At 33.3% G+C, this 17,754-nt stretch carries 17 protein-coding genes; 6 read left to right on the top strand and 11 right to left on the bottom strand.

All coding sequences use genetic code 11. The features are described 5' to 3' along the window. Positions 1-13 precede the first annotated feature (13 nt). On the top strand, positions 14-352 hold the full coding sequence (locus IPO86_03540) for a hypothetical protein (protein MBK9727172.1): 339 nt from the start codon (positions 14-16) through the stop codon (positions 350-352). A 70-nt stretch (positions 353-422) separates the two neighbouring features. Here IPO86_03540 and rfaD read toward each other — a convergent pair whose 3' ends face one another. The 9 genes from rfaD to IPO86_03495 all read right to left on the bottom strand — a co-directional run bounded on the left by rfaD (position 423) and on the right by IPO86_03495 (position 11,504). Continuing rightward, positions 423-1,385 carry an ADP-glyceromanno-heptose 6-epimerase gene (gene rfaD, locus IPO86_03535; GenBank protein MBK9727171.1) on the bottom strand — a complete coding sequence of 321 codons (963 nt, stop codon included), beginning with the start codon at positions 1,383-1,385 and terminating at the stop codon, positions 423-425. An 8-nt stretch (positions 1,386-1,393) separates the two neighbouring features. Continuing rightward, entirely contained in the window at positions 1,394-4,267 is a 2,874-nt protein-coding gene (gene gcvP / locus IPO86_03530) for an aminomethyl-transferring glycine dehydrogenase (protein ID MBK9727170.1), read from the bottom strand. A 307-nt stretch (positions 4,268-4,574) separates the two neighbouring features. Then, positions 4,575-5,342, bottom strand: a complete 768-nt coding sequence (locus tag IPO86_03525) for an ABC transporter permease subunit (GenBank protein MBK9727169.1) — start codon at positions 5,340-5,342, stop codon at positions 4,575-4,577. After that, positions 5,336-6,061: an ABC transporter ATP-binding protein gene (locus IPO86_03520; protein MBK9727168.1), complete on the bottom strand. Its 726-nt coding sequence runs from the start codon at positions 6,059-6,061 to the stop codon at positions 5,336-5,338. The genes IPO86_03525 and IPO86_03520 overlap by 7 nt, the downstream gene beginning before the upstream one ends. After that, the gene (gene nosD, locus IPO86_03515; protein ID MBK9727167.1) at positions 6,058-7,326 is read right to left on the bottom strand and encodes a nitrous oxide reductase family maturation protein NosD; all 1,269 of its coding nucleotides are present in this window, start codon (positions 7,324-7,326) and stop codon (positions 6,058-6,060) included. The genes IPO86_03520 and nosD overlap by 4 nt, the downstream gene beginning before the upstream one ends. Next, the gene (locus tag IPO86_03510; protein ID MBK9727166.1) at positions 7,301-8,317 is read right to left on the bottom strand and encodes a nitrous oxide reductase accessory protein NosL; all 1,017 of its coding nucleotides are present in this window, start codon (positions 8,315-8,317) and stop codon (positions 7,301-7,303) included. The genes nosD and IPO86_03510 overlap by 26 nt, the downstream gene beginning before the upstream one ends. A gap of 80 nt (positions 8,318-8,397) precedes the next feature. After that, on the bottom strand, positions 8,398-8,970 hold the full coding sequence (locus IPO86_03505) for a fasciclin domain-containing protein (GenBank protein MBK9727165.1): 573 nt from the start codon (positions 8,968-8,970) through the stop codon (positions 8,398-8,400). 24 nt (positions 8,971-8,994) lie between these two features. Next, positions 8,995-10,983, bottom strand: coding sequence for a Sec-dependent nitrous-oxide reductase (gene nosZ, locus IPO86_03500; GenBank protein MBK9727164.1), 1,989 nt, complete (start codon positions 10,981-10,983; stop codon positions 8,995-8,997). Positions 10,984-11,030: 47 nt separating this feature from the next. Further along, on the bottom strand, positions 11,031-11,504 hold the full coding sequence (locus tag IPO86_03495; GenBank protein ID MBK9727163.1) for a cytochrome c: 474 nt from the start codon (positions 11,502-11,504) through the stop codon (positions 11,031-11,033). A gap of 167 nt (positions 11,505-11,671) precedes the next feature. Between IPO86_03495 and IPO86_03490 the strand changes: the two genes are divergently transcribed. The 5 genes from IPO86_03490 to IPO86_03470 all read left to right on the top strand — a co-directional run bounded on the left by IPO86_03490 (position 11,672) and on the right by IPO86_03470 (position 15,783). Beyond that, positions 11,672-12,109, top strand: coding sequence for an Rrf2 family transcriptional regulator (locus tag IPO86_03490; protein MBK9727162.1), 438 nt, complete (start codon positions 11,672-11,674; stop codon positions 12,107-12,109). Positions 12,110-12,223: 114 nt separating this feature from the next. Beyond that, positions 12,224-13,018 carry a sulfite exporter TauE/SafE family protein gene (locus IPO86_03485; GenBank protein MBK9727161.1) on the top strand — a complete coding sequence of 265 codons (795 nt, stop codon included), beginning with the start codon at positions 12,224-12,226 and terminating at the stop codon, positions 13,016-13,018. A 72-nt stretch (positions 13,019-13,090) separates the two neighbouring features. Continuing rightward, a complete protein-coding gene (locus tag IPO86_03480; protein MBK9727160.1) occupies positions 13,091-13,453 on the top strand; it encodes a rhodanese-like domain-containing protein in 363 nt (120 codons plus the stop codon). A 15-nt stretch (positions 13,454-13,468) separates the two neighbouring features. Continuing rightward, the gene (gene hflX / locus IPO86_03475; protein ID MBK9727159.1) at positions 13,469-14,680 is read left to right on the top strand and encodes a GTPase HflX; all 1,212 of its coding nucleotides are present in this window, start codon (positions 13,469-13,471) and stop codon (positions 14,678-14,680) included. An 8-nt stretch (positions 14,681-14,688) separates the two neighbouring features. Then, complete coding sequence (locus IPO86_03470; protein MBK9727158.1) at positions 14,689-15,783, top strand: aminopeptidase; 1,095 nt, start codon at positions 14,689-14,691, stop codon at positions 15,781-15,783. A 9-nt stretch (positions 15,784-15,792) separates the two neighbouring features. On the opposite strand, the gene IPO86_03465 is transcribed toward IPO86_03470, so the two are convergent. Both IPO86_03465 and IPO86_03460 read right to left on the bottom strand, forming a co-directional pair. Further along, complete coding sequence (locus tag IPO86_03465) at positions 15,793-16,590, bottom strand: SDR family NAD(P)-dependent oxidoreductase (protein ID MBK9727157.1); 798 nt, start codon at positions 16,588-16,590, stop codon at positions 15,793-15,795. Between the two features lie 39 nt (positions 16,591-16,629). Continuing rightward, on the bottom strand, positions 16,630-17,754 hold the full coding sequence (locus IPO86_03460) for a hypothetical protein (GenBank protein MBK9727156.1): 1,125 nt from the start codon (positions 17,752-17,754) through the stop codon (positions 16,630-16,632).

Here is a 17,754-nt window from a genome sequence, read left to right as displayed (position 1 = left end):
TAATTCAATTAAAATGAGGCATTCCTATTATTTAATTACAATTTTAATTTTTTTATCTTGTAAAGAACCGAAAACTAAGTATATCATCTATAAATCAATACAGAAACAAGATCTCCAGGGTACCTGGTCTCAAACACCAACAGGAAGTCCAACATTTAAAATAGATGAAACACAAATACATTTCTTGGAAGAAGAACCAGGACAAAAACTTCCGTATTCTATTCTAGGGGATTCCATTTATTTTAAATTTGAAAATTATACTTCGGCATATAAAATTCAAATGATGGAAGGCGATAGTATGCGGTTTATTACAGAACAATCACAAACTACATATTTTAAAATACCAGAATAAGCAGACAACTCCCCTTACTAAAATTAAACAAAATAAAACACAAAGCGGAGCTTCTCAGAATTAAGGACAATCAATATATCTTAGAATTTGATAAATATCCAGAAACATATTCCTGAATTGCATTTTTAAAATTTGAAACTGGCTTATTATAACCAATGCTTTTTAACTTATTCATATCTGCACAAGTATAATTTTGATATGACAAATTTAAATCAGCAGGCATTTCAATAAATTCAATTTGTGGCGTTTTATAAATAGCGGAAAATACATTCTGAACCAAATCTAAAAAAGTATTCGCCATACCGGATCCTAAATTATAGATTCCATTGGGTCTTTTTGCTTCAAAAAAATAATATAAGACATCCAGTAAATCTATCACATAAACAAAATCACGCTTTTGTTCACCATCCCGAATTGATGGATCATTAGATTTAAATAATTTTACTTTTCCAGTTTCAATAATTTGTTTGTATGCATGTAAAATGACAGAAGCCATTCTTTCTTTATGATATTCATTAGGACCAAAGACATTGAAAAATTTAAATCCAGCCCATCTATCCGGCTGTGTTTGCTGTTCCAAAACCCATACATCCATTTTTTGTTTAGACCAGCCATAAGGATTTAATGGTTTCAATTTTGAAATTCCGGAATGCTCATCGGAATATCCAAAAGCACCATTGCCATAGGTTGCCGCACTGGAAGCATAAAGCATCGGAATATTTTTTTCAGTACAAATTTTCCAGATTGCTTTGGAATAAAATACATTTAGTTTTTCAAAAATATTTTCATCCCATTCGGTAGTGTCTGTGCGCGCACCTATATGAAATACAAAATTAACTTCAGCAGCATTTTCTGCAAACCAATCCAGAAAAATGCTTCGATCAATAAATAATGAATATTTTTTATTCAACAAATTAGCATTCGCTTTTTTGCTTTCACAATCTACAGCAATAATATCCAAATGACCTTTTTGATTTAAATATGAAATCAAACAAGATCCTATAAATCCTCCGGCTCCAGTAACAACTATCATTTATAAAATTACATATACGCTTCCATAGGAGGACAAGTACATACTAAATTGCGATCTCCAAATGCATTATTTACTCTGCTTACACTAGGCCAGAATTTAGCTCCATGTTTTAAATAACTCAATGGGAAAGCTGCTTTTTCTCGAGTATAAGGTAAATCCCATGCATCTGATGTGATCACCGCGGCAGTATGAGGTGCATTACTGAGCACATTATTATCTGCAGGATATTTTCCTTCAGCAACTTCCTGAATTTCTTCATGAATTTGTAGAAGTGCAGTACAAAAACGATCCAATTCTTCTTTATTCTCAGATTCCGTTGGTTCGATCATAATGGTTCCAGCAACTGGAAATGATAAAGTAGGTGCATGAAATCCATAATCCATTAATCGCTTTGCAACATCTTCTGCACTCACCCCAATTGCTTTAAATGGACGTAAATCTAATATTAATTCATGAGCAACCCGACCGTTTTCACCTGTATACAGCACGTTGAATTTTTCAGATAAACACGTAGCCATATAGTTTGCATTTAGAATTGCATGCTCCGTAGATTTTTTCATTCCATCGGGTCCCAACATCCTGATATATGCATATGAAATCAATAATATACTTGCACTGCCATAGGGTGCTGCAGAAACTGAAGGTACTGCATGTGAATCTGCATTTACTTCCAAATATGGATGTGATGGAAGAAATGGTTTTAATTTATCATTTACACAAATCGGCCCCATACCAGGTCCACCTCCACCATGTGGAATAGCAAATGTTTTATGTAAATTTAAATGACAAACATCCGCACCAATTCTAGCCGGACTGGTCAATCCAACTTGCGCATTCATATTTGCTCCATCCATATATACCATACCACCATTTTCATGGATTATTTTACAAATCTCCTGGATTGATGTTTCAAAAACACCATGTGTGGAAGGATAGGTAACCATTAAACAGGCTAACTGATCTTTATATTGGTCGGCTTTAGCTTTTAGCTCTGCGACAATAATGTTTCCATGATCATCACAGGGTGTAACTACCACTTCATAACCTGCAATAACTGCACTTGCAGGATTTGTACCATGAGCAGAAGAAGGAATTAAAGCAATTTTACGATGTCCATCACCTCTGGATTCATGATATGCCCGGATGGTTAATAAACCCGCATATTCGCCTTGTGCCCCAGAATTGGGTTGCAAAGAACAGGCTGTAAATCCAGTAATTTCAGACAAATAACTTTCCAATTCATGGGCCATTTGCAAATATCCTTCTGCTTGGTTTTTTGGAGCAAAAGGATGCATATCAGCAAATTCTGGCCAGCTCACCGGAAACAATTCTGTAGCTGCATTTAACTTCATGGTACAAGAGCCTAATGAAATCATAGAATGCACCAAAGAAAGATCTTTATTTTCTAGTCTTTTAATATACCGCATCAAAGAAGATTCAGTATGGTATTTATTAAAAACCGGGTGTGTTAAAAATTCAGAATAACGAACCAAATTTGAAGGAATATGTAGGGAAGCAGGCAAACTGATTACAGCAATTGTCTTCCCAGCGGAAGCACAAAGAACTTGTAAAATGCTTTGTAACTCTTCATCTGTAATGGTTTCATCCAAACTTATTTGAATGGTTTCTTTTGTGTACCAGAAATTAAAATTATGGTTATTTGATTTGGCTTTGATTTCTGATTGTAAGTTGCCATCTGCTTTTATTGAAATCGTATCAAAAAAAGAATTTTGAGTTAATTCAAATCCAGCATTTTTTAATGCATTTGCCAGGGCTCCAGTCATATCATGAATCCGTCGTGCAATTGCTTTTAGACCTTCCGGGCCATGATATACAGCATACATCGAAGACATAATAGCAAGTAAAGCCTGAGCAGTACAAATATTTGAGGTTGCTTTTTCTCTGCGAATATGTTGCTCTCTTGTTTGCAAAGCCATTCTTAAGGCTGGATTTCCTTTCTCATCAACAGAAACTCCAATTATTCTTCCAGGGATAATCCGCTTAAAATCTTCTTTTGTTGCAAAAAAAGCAGCATGTGGCCCTCCAAATCCCATAGGCACTCCAAATCGTTGACTATTTCCAAAAGCTACATCAACGTCTAATTCGCCGGGACTTTTTAATATACATAAAGCCATTAAATCAGTGGCCATTGCTACCATACAATTGGCCTCTTTTGCTTTTTTTATAAAGCTTTCATAATCATTAATACTACCTGTTTTGTCGGGATATTGAATTAAAACACCAAAACATTTTGATGGAATAGAGTCTTTTGACCAATCCCCGACTACAATTTCAATTTCTTGAGGCCAAGCTCTCGATTTTAATACAGCAAGTGTTTGATCATAAACGTTTTGATCTACAAAAAAGACATTCGGAGATTCTTCCTTATGCTTCGTCGCTTTATGATGGTAAAACAAAAGCATCGCTTCAGCAGCAGCCGTTCCTTCGTCTAATAAAGATGCATTTGCAATTGGCAGCCCGGTTAAATCAGAAACCAAGGTCTGATAATTTAATAATGCTTCAAGCCTTCCCTGAGCAATTTCGGCCTGATATGGGGTATATTGGGTATACCATCCCGGATTTTGAAATACATTCCTGAGAATTGCTGATGGCGTAATAGTCCCATAATATCCTTGTCCAATAAAGCTTCTGTAAACCTTATTTTTAGACGCCAAACCCTTCAACATATATAAATAATCAAATTCTGATAAAGCGGCTGGGGTATCGAGGTCTTTCGACAATCTAATTTTATCTGGAACTGTTTGACGAATAAGATCGTCCAGACTTGATGCACCTGTAGTTTTTAACATCGCAGCAAGATCCTCCCCTAAGGTTCCAATATGGCGGGATTCAAATCGGTCGTAACGTGGAAAAGAAGTCATATTTAAATTGATTTAGTCTATTCATTCAGACTGCAAAAATAGAACGGAAAAGAAGCTTTTGAAAATTAATTTCACAGACTTTGCATTATTAAACAACATCCTTATTTTACATTGGTTGTTATTTTTGCCTAGAGATTTCAAAGTCAACTCTTTAGCTAAATTTTAGTTGTCTGTATAGATCTGTTGACTCTTGAATTGACTTAAAATCGAAATTGTAAAAGAACATTAAAACCATAGAAAAGTTCGGATTTGGGAGATACATTAAAAATATTCTTAATTTAAAAATATAAATTTTAACGATCTGATTTCATAAATCCTTTTTACAGAAAGCATGTACCGCAAAAACCAATGGAATAAACATCCAAAGAAAAAGGATTCCAAAAGTAAAAAACATGCCTAAAATACTGCCAAAGAAATCCTTATAAAGGGCTCCAGTATATCCCATTAATGCACTAACATCCATCCTAAGCATGATAGATACTCTGGCTAGATCAATTGGATTAAAGGCTGTTAAAATTAAACTTAATGTTTCCAATGGATAGTCACTAAAACTAAATAAAATCATAAGTATAATTCCATCGTAAATTAAAGCAAAATAAAACCAAAGCAATAAGACAATTCCTATGCCTCGCGCTTTATCTCTAGAAATAACAGAAGCATAAAAGGCAATGGAAGTGCATACAAATGTTAATCCGATTCCCGTCAAAACTAAGGAGATACCATGTATATCTGGTACATAGATCAAAACCGGTATTCCAACACCAATTAAAAGAGCTGCTCCTAAAGAAAAAGCGGTACTCAAATATTCGCTTAATAAAACGCGTGTTCTACTTATTGGTTGCGTCAATAATAATTCAATAAATTCATAAGAATTATAATAATGAATCGTTGAAAAAATCATACTTATTAAAGGAATGACGATCAACTGAATATTTAATAAACTTAAAATTGCTTTACTGGAATTCTCTTCTAAATTAAATAATAATACACTGACTAGAAACAAAAATGCCGTATATCCCAGAATTACTTTGTTTCTTACGATATCATAAAAAATATATTGAGATAATCTTAGCATCCGGAATTCGATAATTTTAGTTTCATTAATTTTGCAATTGCCTTCTCAAATTTTTGTTCTCCTGTCTGTTTTCTCAATTCAATCAAGCTACTACTGAATTGGATTCTTCCTTCTTGCAAATACAATACATCTGTCGTTAGATCATCCAAATCACTTAATATATGTGATGTTATTAATACTAATTTATTTTTTTGCTTTTCGTTATAAATTTTTTCTTTAAGTATTTCGGAAGAAAGCGGATCCAATCCGGCAGTCGGCTCATCCAGGATATAAATTTCAGGATTAAACAAAAAGGATATAGCAGCACTGACTTTTTGCCGTGTTCCTCCTGATAAGGTTCGCATTGGTTTGTGAAACAGGTCTTCCAATTTATAGGAATGTATTAATTCTTCGTCGATATCGCTATTACAATTGTGCCGAACATTTTTCAGTAAATCAAAAATTTGGTAAACTTTCATATGGTCAGGAAATCTTCCAATTTGTGGCATATATCCAATATTAGATCGATACAAATAAGAGTTTAATATCGATTTTCCATTGATTAGAATATCTCCAGAATCTGGTTTCACCAACCCAAGAATACATTTTATGAATGTTGTTTTTCCGGAGCCATTTGGGCCTATTAATGAAACTACCTGCCCTTTCTCAAACTGCACCTGTAGGTTCTCTAAAGCGCAAACTTTCTTAAATTTTTTATTCAAACCAATTACTTCTATCATAATATATTTGGAAAAAGTAAAGGCTTTTTATCAAATAGGTTTTCGGGCGTCAAACTAGGGATGGCTTTTTCTGCCTTATCTAAAAAGGAAATTAAAATACTTCTCAATAATATTAAGGTGCTTGGATTTTGTTCTACAATCATCGAAAACAAATTTACCGGATGATACGGAATATCACCAAATCCATCTTTCGCAAGATCATAACCTTCGTACTTATCCCAATAATTTTCTGAAAATGTATTTAAAGTCATCGTGCCATTTGTGGAAACATCAAAACTATTTCCAAAGAAATTATTATTTAAAAATGAGTTTCCATCACAACTGGCTTGCACTTTTAGAGCCCAACCATTCTCCTTAAATAAATTTTTCATAACGATAATTCGGCTGCTCCCTTCCATATAAATCCCAACAGTGTTTTTAATAAAGAAATTGCCATATATTTTACTATCAGAAATGTCTTTTAGTAATATTCCATAAGCAGACGCTCCCCAGTTATTTTCAAATGTATTTTGTTCCATTTGAACTTCATGTGAATACATAACTGCTACACCCGCTCCGTTGTCCTTAAAGGTATTACAGATATAAGCATTTTTATGAGAAAACATAAAATGCAATCCATAACGGATATTTTTCGAACTAAAATTGTTTTGAATCATAGATTCTGTTACAAACTCCAAATAGATTCCGTCCCGATGACCACGCACTTGATTGTCATTAATAATGATATGATTACATTTCCACAAATGAATGCCATTGCCACAATTCTGCTCTGTCTTTGGGGATCCTACAATGATATTATCAACGATTTTAATATTCGACGAATTCGAAACGTGAATTCCAAAATAGGAATCTATGATAACATTATTTGAAAGCAAGATATTCGTAGCATCAATACATTTAATAGATGCAAAATCATTCATCGCAGAGGCGCCGCAGTTAATAAATTTAATACCTGAAATCGCAATATGATCTCCACTTATCGTCAATATTTCATATTTAAAGGCTCCATCTAGCACCGGCAAATTCTTCCCGATAAGACAAATATTTTTATCGATAATCAAATTACCTTCATTGTAATAACCCCCATCTAATAATATAGTATCACCATCCCTGGCAATTTGAATAGTATTCTTTAAATTTTTTACATTATGATTGGGGCCCACAAATAATGTTCTGGCCAAAAGAGTAGATGCTGAAAACAAAAATATCAGAATAACTCCCAAATAAAGCTTCCCACTTTTATTCGATATTTTGATAAACGGCATGCCAATCCAATATTTTAAGTTGTTTTTGTAAAATAAATAATTTTGCTTGTATGGTATCTGAAAATGCTGCAGTATTGAAATTCATTGGACTTTTAATTTCAGTTCCAACAACAAATGTACTTGTATTAACATCCAATAATTCATTTTCCTTTTCGTAGTTTGCAACTACGATATATTTTAACTCCGATTCTTCTAACATTCCTGATTTTAACAATCGAACCATACAGCCTATATCATCAAATTTATATATTTTACCTTTCTTCGTTACGCACTCTGCTCCAAATCTGGGTTCAATGATTCCCATCTTACAGGTATAGCAAATATCTACTCCATATTTGAATGGTTCTGGTTTCACATTGCATGAAATAGAAAATAAACTTATAAAAAGCAAACCAAGGATTGGCTTATTCATATGAAATTTATGATGTCTGTAATATTCATAGATCCATATTATCAGCATTATGGTAGCAGCAATAAATACGATCCAACCACCTATATCTGGTAATGAATAAGCATCAAAATTTAAGAGTCGTTTGTGACCTATTAAAGGTGGCTGATACGATAAACCAGGAACCTTAATTGCGGCAGTATCATCTAAATTATGACCATAATCATAACCCCAACGATAAAAATCGAACATACTAAATACACCACCAAAGGCTGTAAATACTAAATACCAGAATAGAATTGCAAGTCTTCCAAAATAGGCAACCATAAGTCCTAATAAAATATAAAATGCGACAATGTAAATTAAAAATGAAAATTCTGGAAACATTTCAACCTTAATGTGCCGCATACCGATATAATGATTCAACCCATTAATAATTTCAACATCTCCTTTTAAGGTATATAACCAAATTTTCATAGTTAAACCTTCAGGATATTGAGGCGCAAATAAATCTATTCTCCAGATTGGAACAAAATAAGTTACAATCAAAGAAAGAGATGATATTGCAATGATAATTCTAGAGGTACTGCTAATTTTTATCATACATAAATATTAAAAATGGGTCGAGTAGAATAAATTTACATCGACCCATAACTCAAATTAAATGCTTCTGGATTTCCTAATTATTTTGCAGAAGGTAATAACACTTCATCAATAATATGTATAATGCCATTGGATGCTTGAACGGTAGCAATGACATTTGCTTTGCCGTTCACCATCATTTTATTATCTTTTATTTGAATCGAAACATTATCACCGTTGGCCATTCCTATAGTTTGTCCATCATTTAAAAAATCCTGTTTATAAGTACCAACCGCAACATGATATTCTAAAATATTCTGTAATGCAGATTTTTGGTCTGGTTTCATCAAACCATCAACAGTACCTGGTGGAAGTTTACCAAATGCTGCATTGGTAGGTGCAAAAACAGTAAACGGACCAGCATTTGCCAAATCATTTACATATTCTGCTTGTTTTAATGCAGCAACCAAAGTACTATGGTCTGCAGAACTAATGGCAATTTTTACAATGTCCTTTTGTGAATCATCATCAATCACCCCAGCTTGTCCCATGTCTTCTGATTCATTGGTTTCTGAAGCTTTTGCAGGAACATCGGGAGTTCCTTTGCCAGCATTGTTACAAGCGATTAATCCTATTAAACAAAGCAATAAAAAGCATTGATTTAGATTTTTCATATTCGTAATTTAACTAGATTAAGATTAAAGTGATTTCGTTGGCTCTGGATCTTTTTTACCTGTACTGAAACTAATCGGCAGATTAGATCCTGCAGAACTTACCCGGATATAGCCTTGCATTTCCTGATGTAATGCAGAACAAAAGTCAGTACAATACATAGGGAAGACGCCAATTCGTTCTGGTTTCCATAACAGTGTTTGTGTTTCTCCCGGCATAATTAAAAGTTCTGCATTATTAGCACCTTTTACAGCAAATCCATGGGGTACGTCCCAATCCTGCTCAAGATTTGTAACATGGAAATAAACTACATCGCCTAACTTAACACCTTCAATATTATCCGGAACAAAATGTGAACGAATGGATGTCATATACACATGTACTTCGTTCCCTTTTCTTTCAACTTTAGCTGTTTTTTCACCTAAACTCGCGTATGGATTTTTATTTTCTTCTAGCTTATAAATTTTTACACTGTTCTTTGAAATGAGTTCAGCCGGTATAGCTTCTGCATAATGAGGCTCTCCAATTGTTGGGAAATCTAATAATAATTTCATTTTTTCTCCATCGATTGAATATAACTGCGCACTTTGTGTTAATTCCGGACCTGTTGGCAAATACCGATCTTTCGTTATTTTATTATAAGCTATCACATATTTACCCCAAGGTTTTTTAGTGGGTCCACCTGGAATACATAAATGTCCAATTGAATAATAGGTCGGTACCCGATCCAAAACTTGCAAATCACTAATACGCCATTTAACAATTTCCGAAGAGACAAAAAATGATGTATATGCGTTTCCATTTCCATCAAATTCTGTATGTAATGGTCCAAGGCCTGGCTTCTTTACTTCGCCGTGCAACACAGCATCGTATTTTAACACCGGAATTCCTTCATAATCACCTTCATAATTTTTACTTGCAATAGCAGCTTGAATTTTTGTAAACGAAAAGACTGGAATCATTGCTGCTAATTTTCCACTGCCCACTATATACTCTCCTGTTGGATCTGTATCACATCCATGTGGTGATTTTGGACAAGGCATAAAATAAACCATATCCGGACAATCTTTTGGGTCCAATACGATGACTTCGTTTTCTATCACACTATTTGCCATATGCTTTTGTTCGTCGTAAGAATTATGGGCATATTTAACGGACTTTTTATTTCCCTTTCCAGCTTTCAAATATTCTTCGGCCTTTTTCCAATTTACGCATAGTATAAAATCCTTATCTTTTTGCGAAGCATTTACTTCAAGAAGCGTATTGGCTCGTTCTGAATTATAACAACTGAAGAAAAACCATCCATGTGATTTGCCTTTGCCTGCACGTGCCAAATCAAAGTTTACACCGGGTAATAAAATCTGAAATGAAATATTCATTTTGCCAGTTTGCTTATCCAAGCCAATAAAACTTAAGGTTCCTTTAAAATTTTCTTTATAGCTACTGATAGGCACATCTAATTTATCACCAATTGGAACACTAAATCGGGTTCCGGCTACCACATATTCTGAGTTTTCAGTGATAAACGGAGAAGAGTGATTTCCTGCACTATTAGGAATTTCAATAATTTCTATAGTGCGAAATGTTTTTAAATCAATTCTTGCAATACGCGGTGTATTATTTGCATTACCAAATGCCCATCGACCATCATGAACTCCATCTGTTTGCGACAAGGCTATATGGTGTAAATCATCCCAGGGTACAGAACCATGAGAAGTATTTAACATCGGTTTGGTTTCTTCTGAATAGCCATAACCTTTTTCAGGATCCACTGAAAAAACAGGGATTACTCTAAAAAGTCTTCCGGATGGTAAACCATAGACTGACATTTGACCACTAAATCCACCGGAGACGAAATTATAAAATTCGTCATATTTTCCTGGCGGAACATATGCTTTTACAGCGTCTCCACCTACGGACGATTGGATTCCTTTTGGCTTACATCCGTAAATTATAAATGTAATACCCAGCACAAATGCGATGAACTTACTTAATTTCAAAATATTTAAAAACATGATTGAATAATTAATCGTGAATAAAAATTGTATCGTTTTAATGAATCTTACATCTCACCATCATTCTTTCTCATAAACTCAATAACCTGTCTTGCTTCTTCTTTACTGATATTTTGATTTGGCATTCTAACTAAACATTGTTCTAATAATTTTTGAGCTTCGGGATCGGTATCCAACATCATATCCACATTAGTTATCATATTAAGAATCCAGGTTGGATTTCGCTTTTTAGTTACACCTGCCCATCCGGGTCCTACTAATTTTTCTTCTGTTAGTTTATGACATGCTAAACATTTCAAATCATAGGTATTCTGACCACTTTTTACCCATTCAGCATTTAAAGGACTTGCGAATGTAATTTCTCCATCTTTCACTTCGGTACCGTGAACTTCAGGCTGATTTTTTGTAAGTTCCTGTACGTCAATTGGTTTTTGATCTTTTTGTACACCTCCACTACAGCTAATGGCTAAAATGCCAAAAACCATAAGTAATGCTATTGCATTTAATACCTTACTTTTCATTTTCCAGAATTTTAATTTTGTTAATAAAGGACATATATGTCTTTAATTCAGATTCAAAATTATCTCCGGGTTCATTTTGAATACATGATATTAGTTATCAAAAAAGATGATATTTGTCATCCAAACTAGTTTTAGTTGGAAATAACTTTGTTCGTAAAATTTACACTATGATTTTTTCTAAATCATTTGGCTATGCTGTCAGAGGCATTTTATATTTGGCTTCTACAAATAGCCAAGGAGGCAATATTCAAGCAGACGAAATTGCATTAAGTTTAAGTGTACCCAAACACTTTATGAGTAAAATACTTAAAAAATTAGCACATAAAAAAATTATTAAATCGGTAAGAGGGCCCAATGGAGGGTTTAGCTTTCCTAAAGAAAACAATTCCATTAAACTGATAGAAATTCTTAAGATTACAGATGCAAAAGATCCATTTGATAAATGTATTCTGCAATGGAAACAATGCAACTCAAAAAGACCCTGCCCAATGCATGCCTTCATAACACCAGTGAAAAATGAATTGCAATCTATCTTTCATGAATTAAGTATATCCGATCTTTCTGGTAAAAACGCAAAAACACTCTTAAAACAATTAATGAATTAGTTGCATCCGGAGCTTTCTGTGATATTACATTGAAAGTATTCTAAAAATTGTAGTCTTAAATAAAAAAATATTTGAATATTTTACTATTTATTTATTAGATTTACAAAATACTATATGACTCTAATTATTGCATATATATTAGCCATATTGATGGGATTTATATTGGGCCTTTTAGGCGCAGGAGGTGCTATATTAACGATTCCAATTCTAGTATATCTTGTAGGGATGAACCCCATGGATGCCATTACCAGTTCCTTATTTGTAGTTTGCCTCACAAGTTTATCTGCTGGATTAAACTATATTCGGATAAAAAAAATAAATGCCCGTGCTATCTTCCTTTTTGGAATTCCTTCGGTAATTACGATCTGGTGTACCCGAAGATATTTATTACCATTAATTCCAGATCCAGTACTGAAAACAGATACTATTCTTATAGAAAAATCGACCTTCTTACTGGTATTATTTGCCTTGTTAATTTTTACATCCGCTTTTAAAATGATCCAGGCCTCCTCTTCTGCAATATTACCAAATAATCAAAAAAAATCCATCGCTCCTTTTATACTAAATGGACTATTATTAGGTGTTATTACCGGTCTTCTGGGAGCTGGTGGTGGCTTTTTGATTGTACCTGCATTGGTTTTGATTCTAAATTTGGATTTTAAAACTGCAGCTGGTACATCTCTACTTATAATCGCAATTAATACGGGCGTTGGCTTATTGAGCGATTTTAAATTGCTTCAACATTTAGATTGGAATTTTATATTCATTTTTACAGGAATTGCAATTCTATCAAGTTTTATTGGTGCTGCCGTCTCCGGTTCCATTTCCTCCTCTAAATTAAAACCAGTATTTGGATATTTTCTATTAATTGTTGCTAGTTATATTCTTATAAAAGAACTCATCTTTTAATTATATTGAACCAATTTAACTAAATTTTCGTTTATTTACAACATTATTTAAAGTACATAAAAAATATTTAACATGAAATTAAATTCTATACTATTTGGAATTCTGGTTTTTTTTATGATTTCTTGTAAAAATGAATCTATCGGACAAACCGGACCAAATGATATTAAAAAACAAATCGAAAAAGATCCTGGAATTATGGTAGATGTAAGAACTCTCGATGAATGGAATAGTGGTCATCATCCGAGAGCAATTCATGCAGATTGGGAAAATGGTGATTTTGTAAAACAATCAAAAAGCTGGGATACCTCCAAAACATACTACCTTTATTGTGCTGCTGGTGGCAGAAGTTCGCAGGCTACGGAACATCTGAAAAAAAATGGTTATAAAAAAGTAATCAATTTAGGTGGATATGATGCTGTAAAAAATCTAAAATAAACTGAATATTTATTAATGCAAAAAAACTCTTTCAATCTTTCTCAAAATCATAAAATCTTATCTCAAGAGCCTGAAAAAGCAATTTTAGTTGGGGTAATTTTGCCAGATCAAAACGAACGTGAGGTTCATGAACATCTTGATGAACTGGAGTTTTTAGCACAAACTGCCGGTGCTGAAGTACTCAAGCGATTTACACAAAGACTTCCCGGAATTAATAGTCATTCATTTATTGGATCTGGAAAAATTGAAGAGATTAAAAAATACATGGAACATTTTCCAGCAGACATGGTAATTTTTGATGATGATCTTAGTGGAAAACAACAAAATTTCTTAGAAGAAAAACTTGAGGTAAAAATTGTAGATCGCAGTTTTCTTATCCTCGATATATTTGCCAGTCGTGCACAAACTGCACAAGCTAAAACTCAAGTAGAACTTGCACAACTTCAATATATCTATCCAAAGCTTCGTGGAATGTGGTCCCATCTTGAACGTCAACGAGGTGGAATTGGAATGCGTGGACCCGGTGAACAGGAAATTGAAACGGATAGAAGGATTGTTAAAGAAAAAATTTCCTTGCTAAAGAAAAAATTAGAGAAAATTGATTTACAAAATATAACACAACGAAAGAATCGGGATGAAATGATTCGCGTTTCATTAGTCGGATATACCAATGTTGGGAAATCAACTTTGATGAATGTATTAAGTAAATCGGATCTTTTTGCTGAAAATAAGTTATTTGCAACATTAGATACCACGGTGCGAAAAGTTGTTTGGGACGCCATGCCTTTTTTACTCTCCGATACTGTTGGATTTATTAGAAAATTACCGCATCATTTAATTGAAAGTTTTAAATCTACGCTGGATGAAGTTCGGGAATCTGATATTTTATTACATGTAGTCGATATTTCTCATCCACAATATACAGATCAAATTGAAACCGTAAATAAAACGCTCAAAGATCTGGGTGCAGGAGACAAACAAATGATTTTGGTATGTAATAAAATGGATGCATATCGGAATATTCATTTTGATGCACTCCTGGATGATGAAACTAAAAAAGAATTAGAAGAAGAATTACATCAAAAACTTGAAAAATCATTTGCTGGATCCGTTCTATTTATTTCTGCAAAATCACAGGAGAATTTAAATACCTTGAAGCTTTTAATGAAAGAGGCAATATCCAGGCAATATTTAATAAGATATCCATACCGCTCTAAAACCTGGTAATTGCAGGCATGAACTGGATCGAAAAATATGCACATTTATTAGTAAATTATTCTTTATACCTGAAAGAAGGTGAAACGGTATTCATTAGAACTACCTGTCTTGCAGAACCCTTGGTTAAATGTTTTTATAAAGAAGCTATTCAAAAAGGAGCTATCGTAGAAGTTGAATTTTCATTTGAAGATCAAGAAACCATTTTATTGAGTTCTGGAAATGAGACTCAACTAAATTATCTGTCTGCTTCTTATAAAGATGCCATTCAAAATTTTGATGCATACCTTGTGATTCGGGCTCCATACAACTCCAAAGAGTCATTTATCATCCCGGATGCACAACGAAGCAAAAGATTAGCAATTACCTCTATATATGACGCTCTTTATTTCAAACGACTGGGTGACGCAAGCCTAAAAAGATCTTTATGTCAATTTCCCACAGAATATGCAGCATTACTTGCAGGAATGACCTTGGAAACTTATACAGAATTTATACAAAACGCCTGTTTTTTAAATAGTGATGACCCAGCGGAGAAATGGAAATCACTATCCAAAATGCAAGCGTCCATTGTAGCATATTTAAATACTTGTGATAAAATAATATATAGAAATTCACAATTTGAAATTTCATTTTCTGTAAAAAACAGAATTTGGATAAATTCAGATGGAAAAGCAAATATGCCTTCTGGTGAAGTATTTACAAGCCCCATTGAGGAGTCCGTAAATGGCGAAATATACTTTAATTATCCAAGTATCATGATGGGCGAAGAGGTTTGTGGAGTTCGTCTTTATGTAGAGAGAGGTGAAATCAAAACGTGGTCGGCTGAAATAGGTCAACATATTTTAGATCGGGTATTTCAAATTCCAGGGAGTCGCTGGTTTGGAGAAGTTGCTATTGCAACCAATCAAAATATTCAACAAGCCACAAAGAATATTTTGTTTGATGAAAAGATTGGTGGGACCGTCCATATGGCTGTTGGCCAATCGTATTTACAAACAGGTGGGAAAAACCATTCCTCCATTCATTGGGATTTAATAACCGATATGAAAGATAGTGGCGAAATTATTGCAGATGATAAACTCATTTATCAGCACGGAAAATTTTTAATCTAGCTAAATTTTCTATTTATAAATTCTGGAAGTGAAATATAATATCCAGGTTTCCGGAATAATTTTCAATAAGATAAAATGGAGCTTGTTATAAAAGCCAGGGATTATTATTTTTTTTCCTGCAAACATTTTGTGTATTGCAATGGATGCTACTTCCGAAGGTGCCATCAACCATCTTTTATTCTTTTCGAAAATATGATCCATTTTCGCATCTACAAAAAATTCACTATCTGTGCCCCCAGGACAAAGTGCAGACACACTTAAATTGCTATATCTTTGTTCGTATTGCAAGGACTTTGTAAAGGACAACATAAAAGCTTTTGAAGCGGCATAAATTGAAAAATTTGGAATAGGCTGAAAAGCAGCCATACTCAGTACATTCAACAAATACGATTTGTTGGCGGTATCAATCTGACCCAAATACAAATGGGTTAGTTTTAAGTTGGCTTCAATATTTAATTTAATAACATCTAAATTATGATCCAGTGAGCTTGTGCTAAAATTACCATAACAACCAATCCCTACATTATTGATTAATACATTTAAAGTTATTGCTCTTTTATTAATAAACTCAAAAATTATATCCGTTGAATTTTTTAATAATAAATCTAATGTCAAACATTCCACTTCAATATGATAATTTTCAATTAAAGATTCTTTCAATGAAAATAACAAAGATTCATTTCTAGCTATTAAAATTAAATTCATTTTTCTTTTGGCACATTCTATTGCTATTGATTTTCCGATACCTTTACTGGCGCCAGTGATTAAAGTAAATGCTTGATTAGAACGAATTTGAGATTGGCTCATTTCAATAGAATATATTGTAAAACGAATCTAAATAAACGATTATAGTTCTTTTCTATAAAATCGGTACCGCTTTTGAACAACGCCACCCATTTTAATAATTGCCTGATTCATTTCTGGATTATTTTCAAGAATCCAGGAGGCTTCACCGGACTTTATTCTTGGATGTTTTTGTAGATATTGAAATGCACGACCATAAAAATATGCATCGATTCCAAGTTTTCGGTATTCTTCCATTATGCCTAAAGCAATAATCCGGATGCGTTTTATTTTTTTCTTATTTAAAAGCAACTTGAAAATTCCAAAAGGAAAGAGCCTACCTCGTTTAATAGTAATTAGAATTTCATTTATATCTGGTAATGAAAGTGAAAAACCGATTACCTCATTATCTTTTTCCGCCAGGATTACCAACTCCGGATCCATAATCATTTTCATGTCTTTTGCTGCATGTAAAAATTCTTTGTCAGTCATAGGTGCAAAACCTAGATTTTTACTCCATGCTTGATTATAAACTTTTACAGTACTTTTAACATCCGCTTCAAAATTTTTAAGATTTATTTTTCGAAATGTTATTCCTTTTGAAGCAAGCCGTTGACCCAATAAATCCACTGATTTTGAAAATCGATCAGGAAACCCTGCAGTTTCAATATGATATGCTAATACATCTGTTTTTTTAAGAAGGCCATACTGTTCAAGAAATTTTTGATAATACGGTTTATTATATGTCATCATCACGGTAGGAGGATATTGAAATCCATCTACTAATAAACCTGCTGCATGATTTGTAGAAAAATTATAAGGTCCTTCAAGAAATTTCAAATTTTCCTTTTTTAACCAATCTGTTGCTGCATTCAATAAGGCTTCTGCTACAGGATATTCATTGATAACATCAAAAAAACCAAAAACACCAATAGCTTCACCTGTAAATTTAATTAACTGATCATCTTTAACAGCAGCAATTCTTCCAACGATTTTTCCATTCTCTTCTGCTAAAAACAATTGTGCTTTGGCGTTTTCAAAAAATGGATTTTTCTTAGGGTTAATATGATCTCGTTGAGCAATAAATAATTCAGGAACAAAATTTGAATCACCTTCATACAAATCATAAACAAAATTTACAAACTGATCAAATTCTTTATCGGAATGTATTGGTTTTACAGAGATCAT

This window comes from Saprospiraceae bacterium (assembly GCA_016717265.1).
In the GTDB taxonomy this organism is placed as follows: domain Bacteria; phylum Bacteroidota; class Bacteroidia; order Chitinophagales; family Saprospiraceae; genus Vicinibacter.
This window is presented reverse-complemented; position numbering and strand designations above follow the sequence as displayed.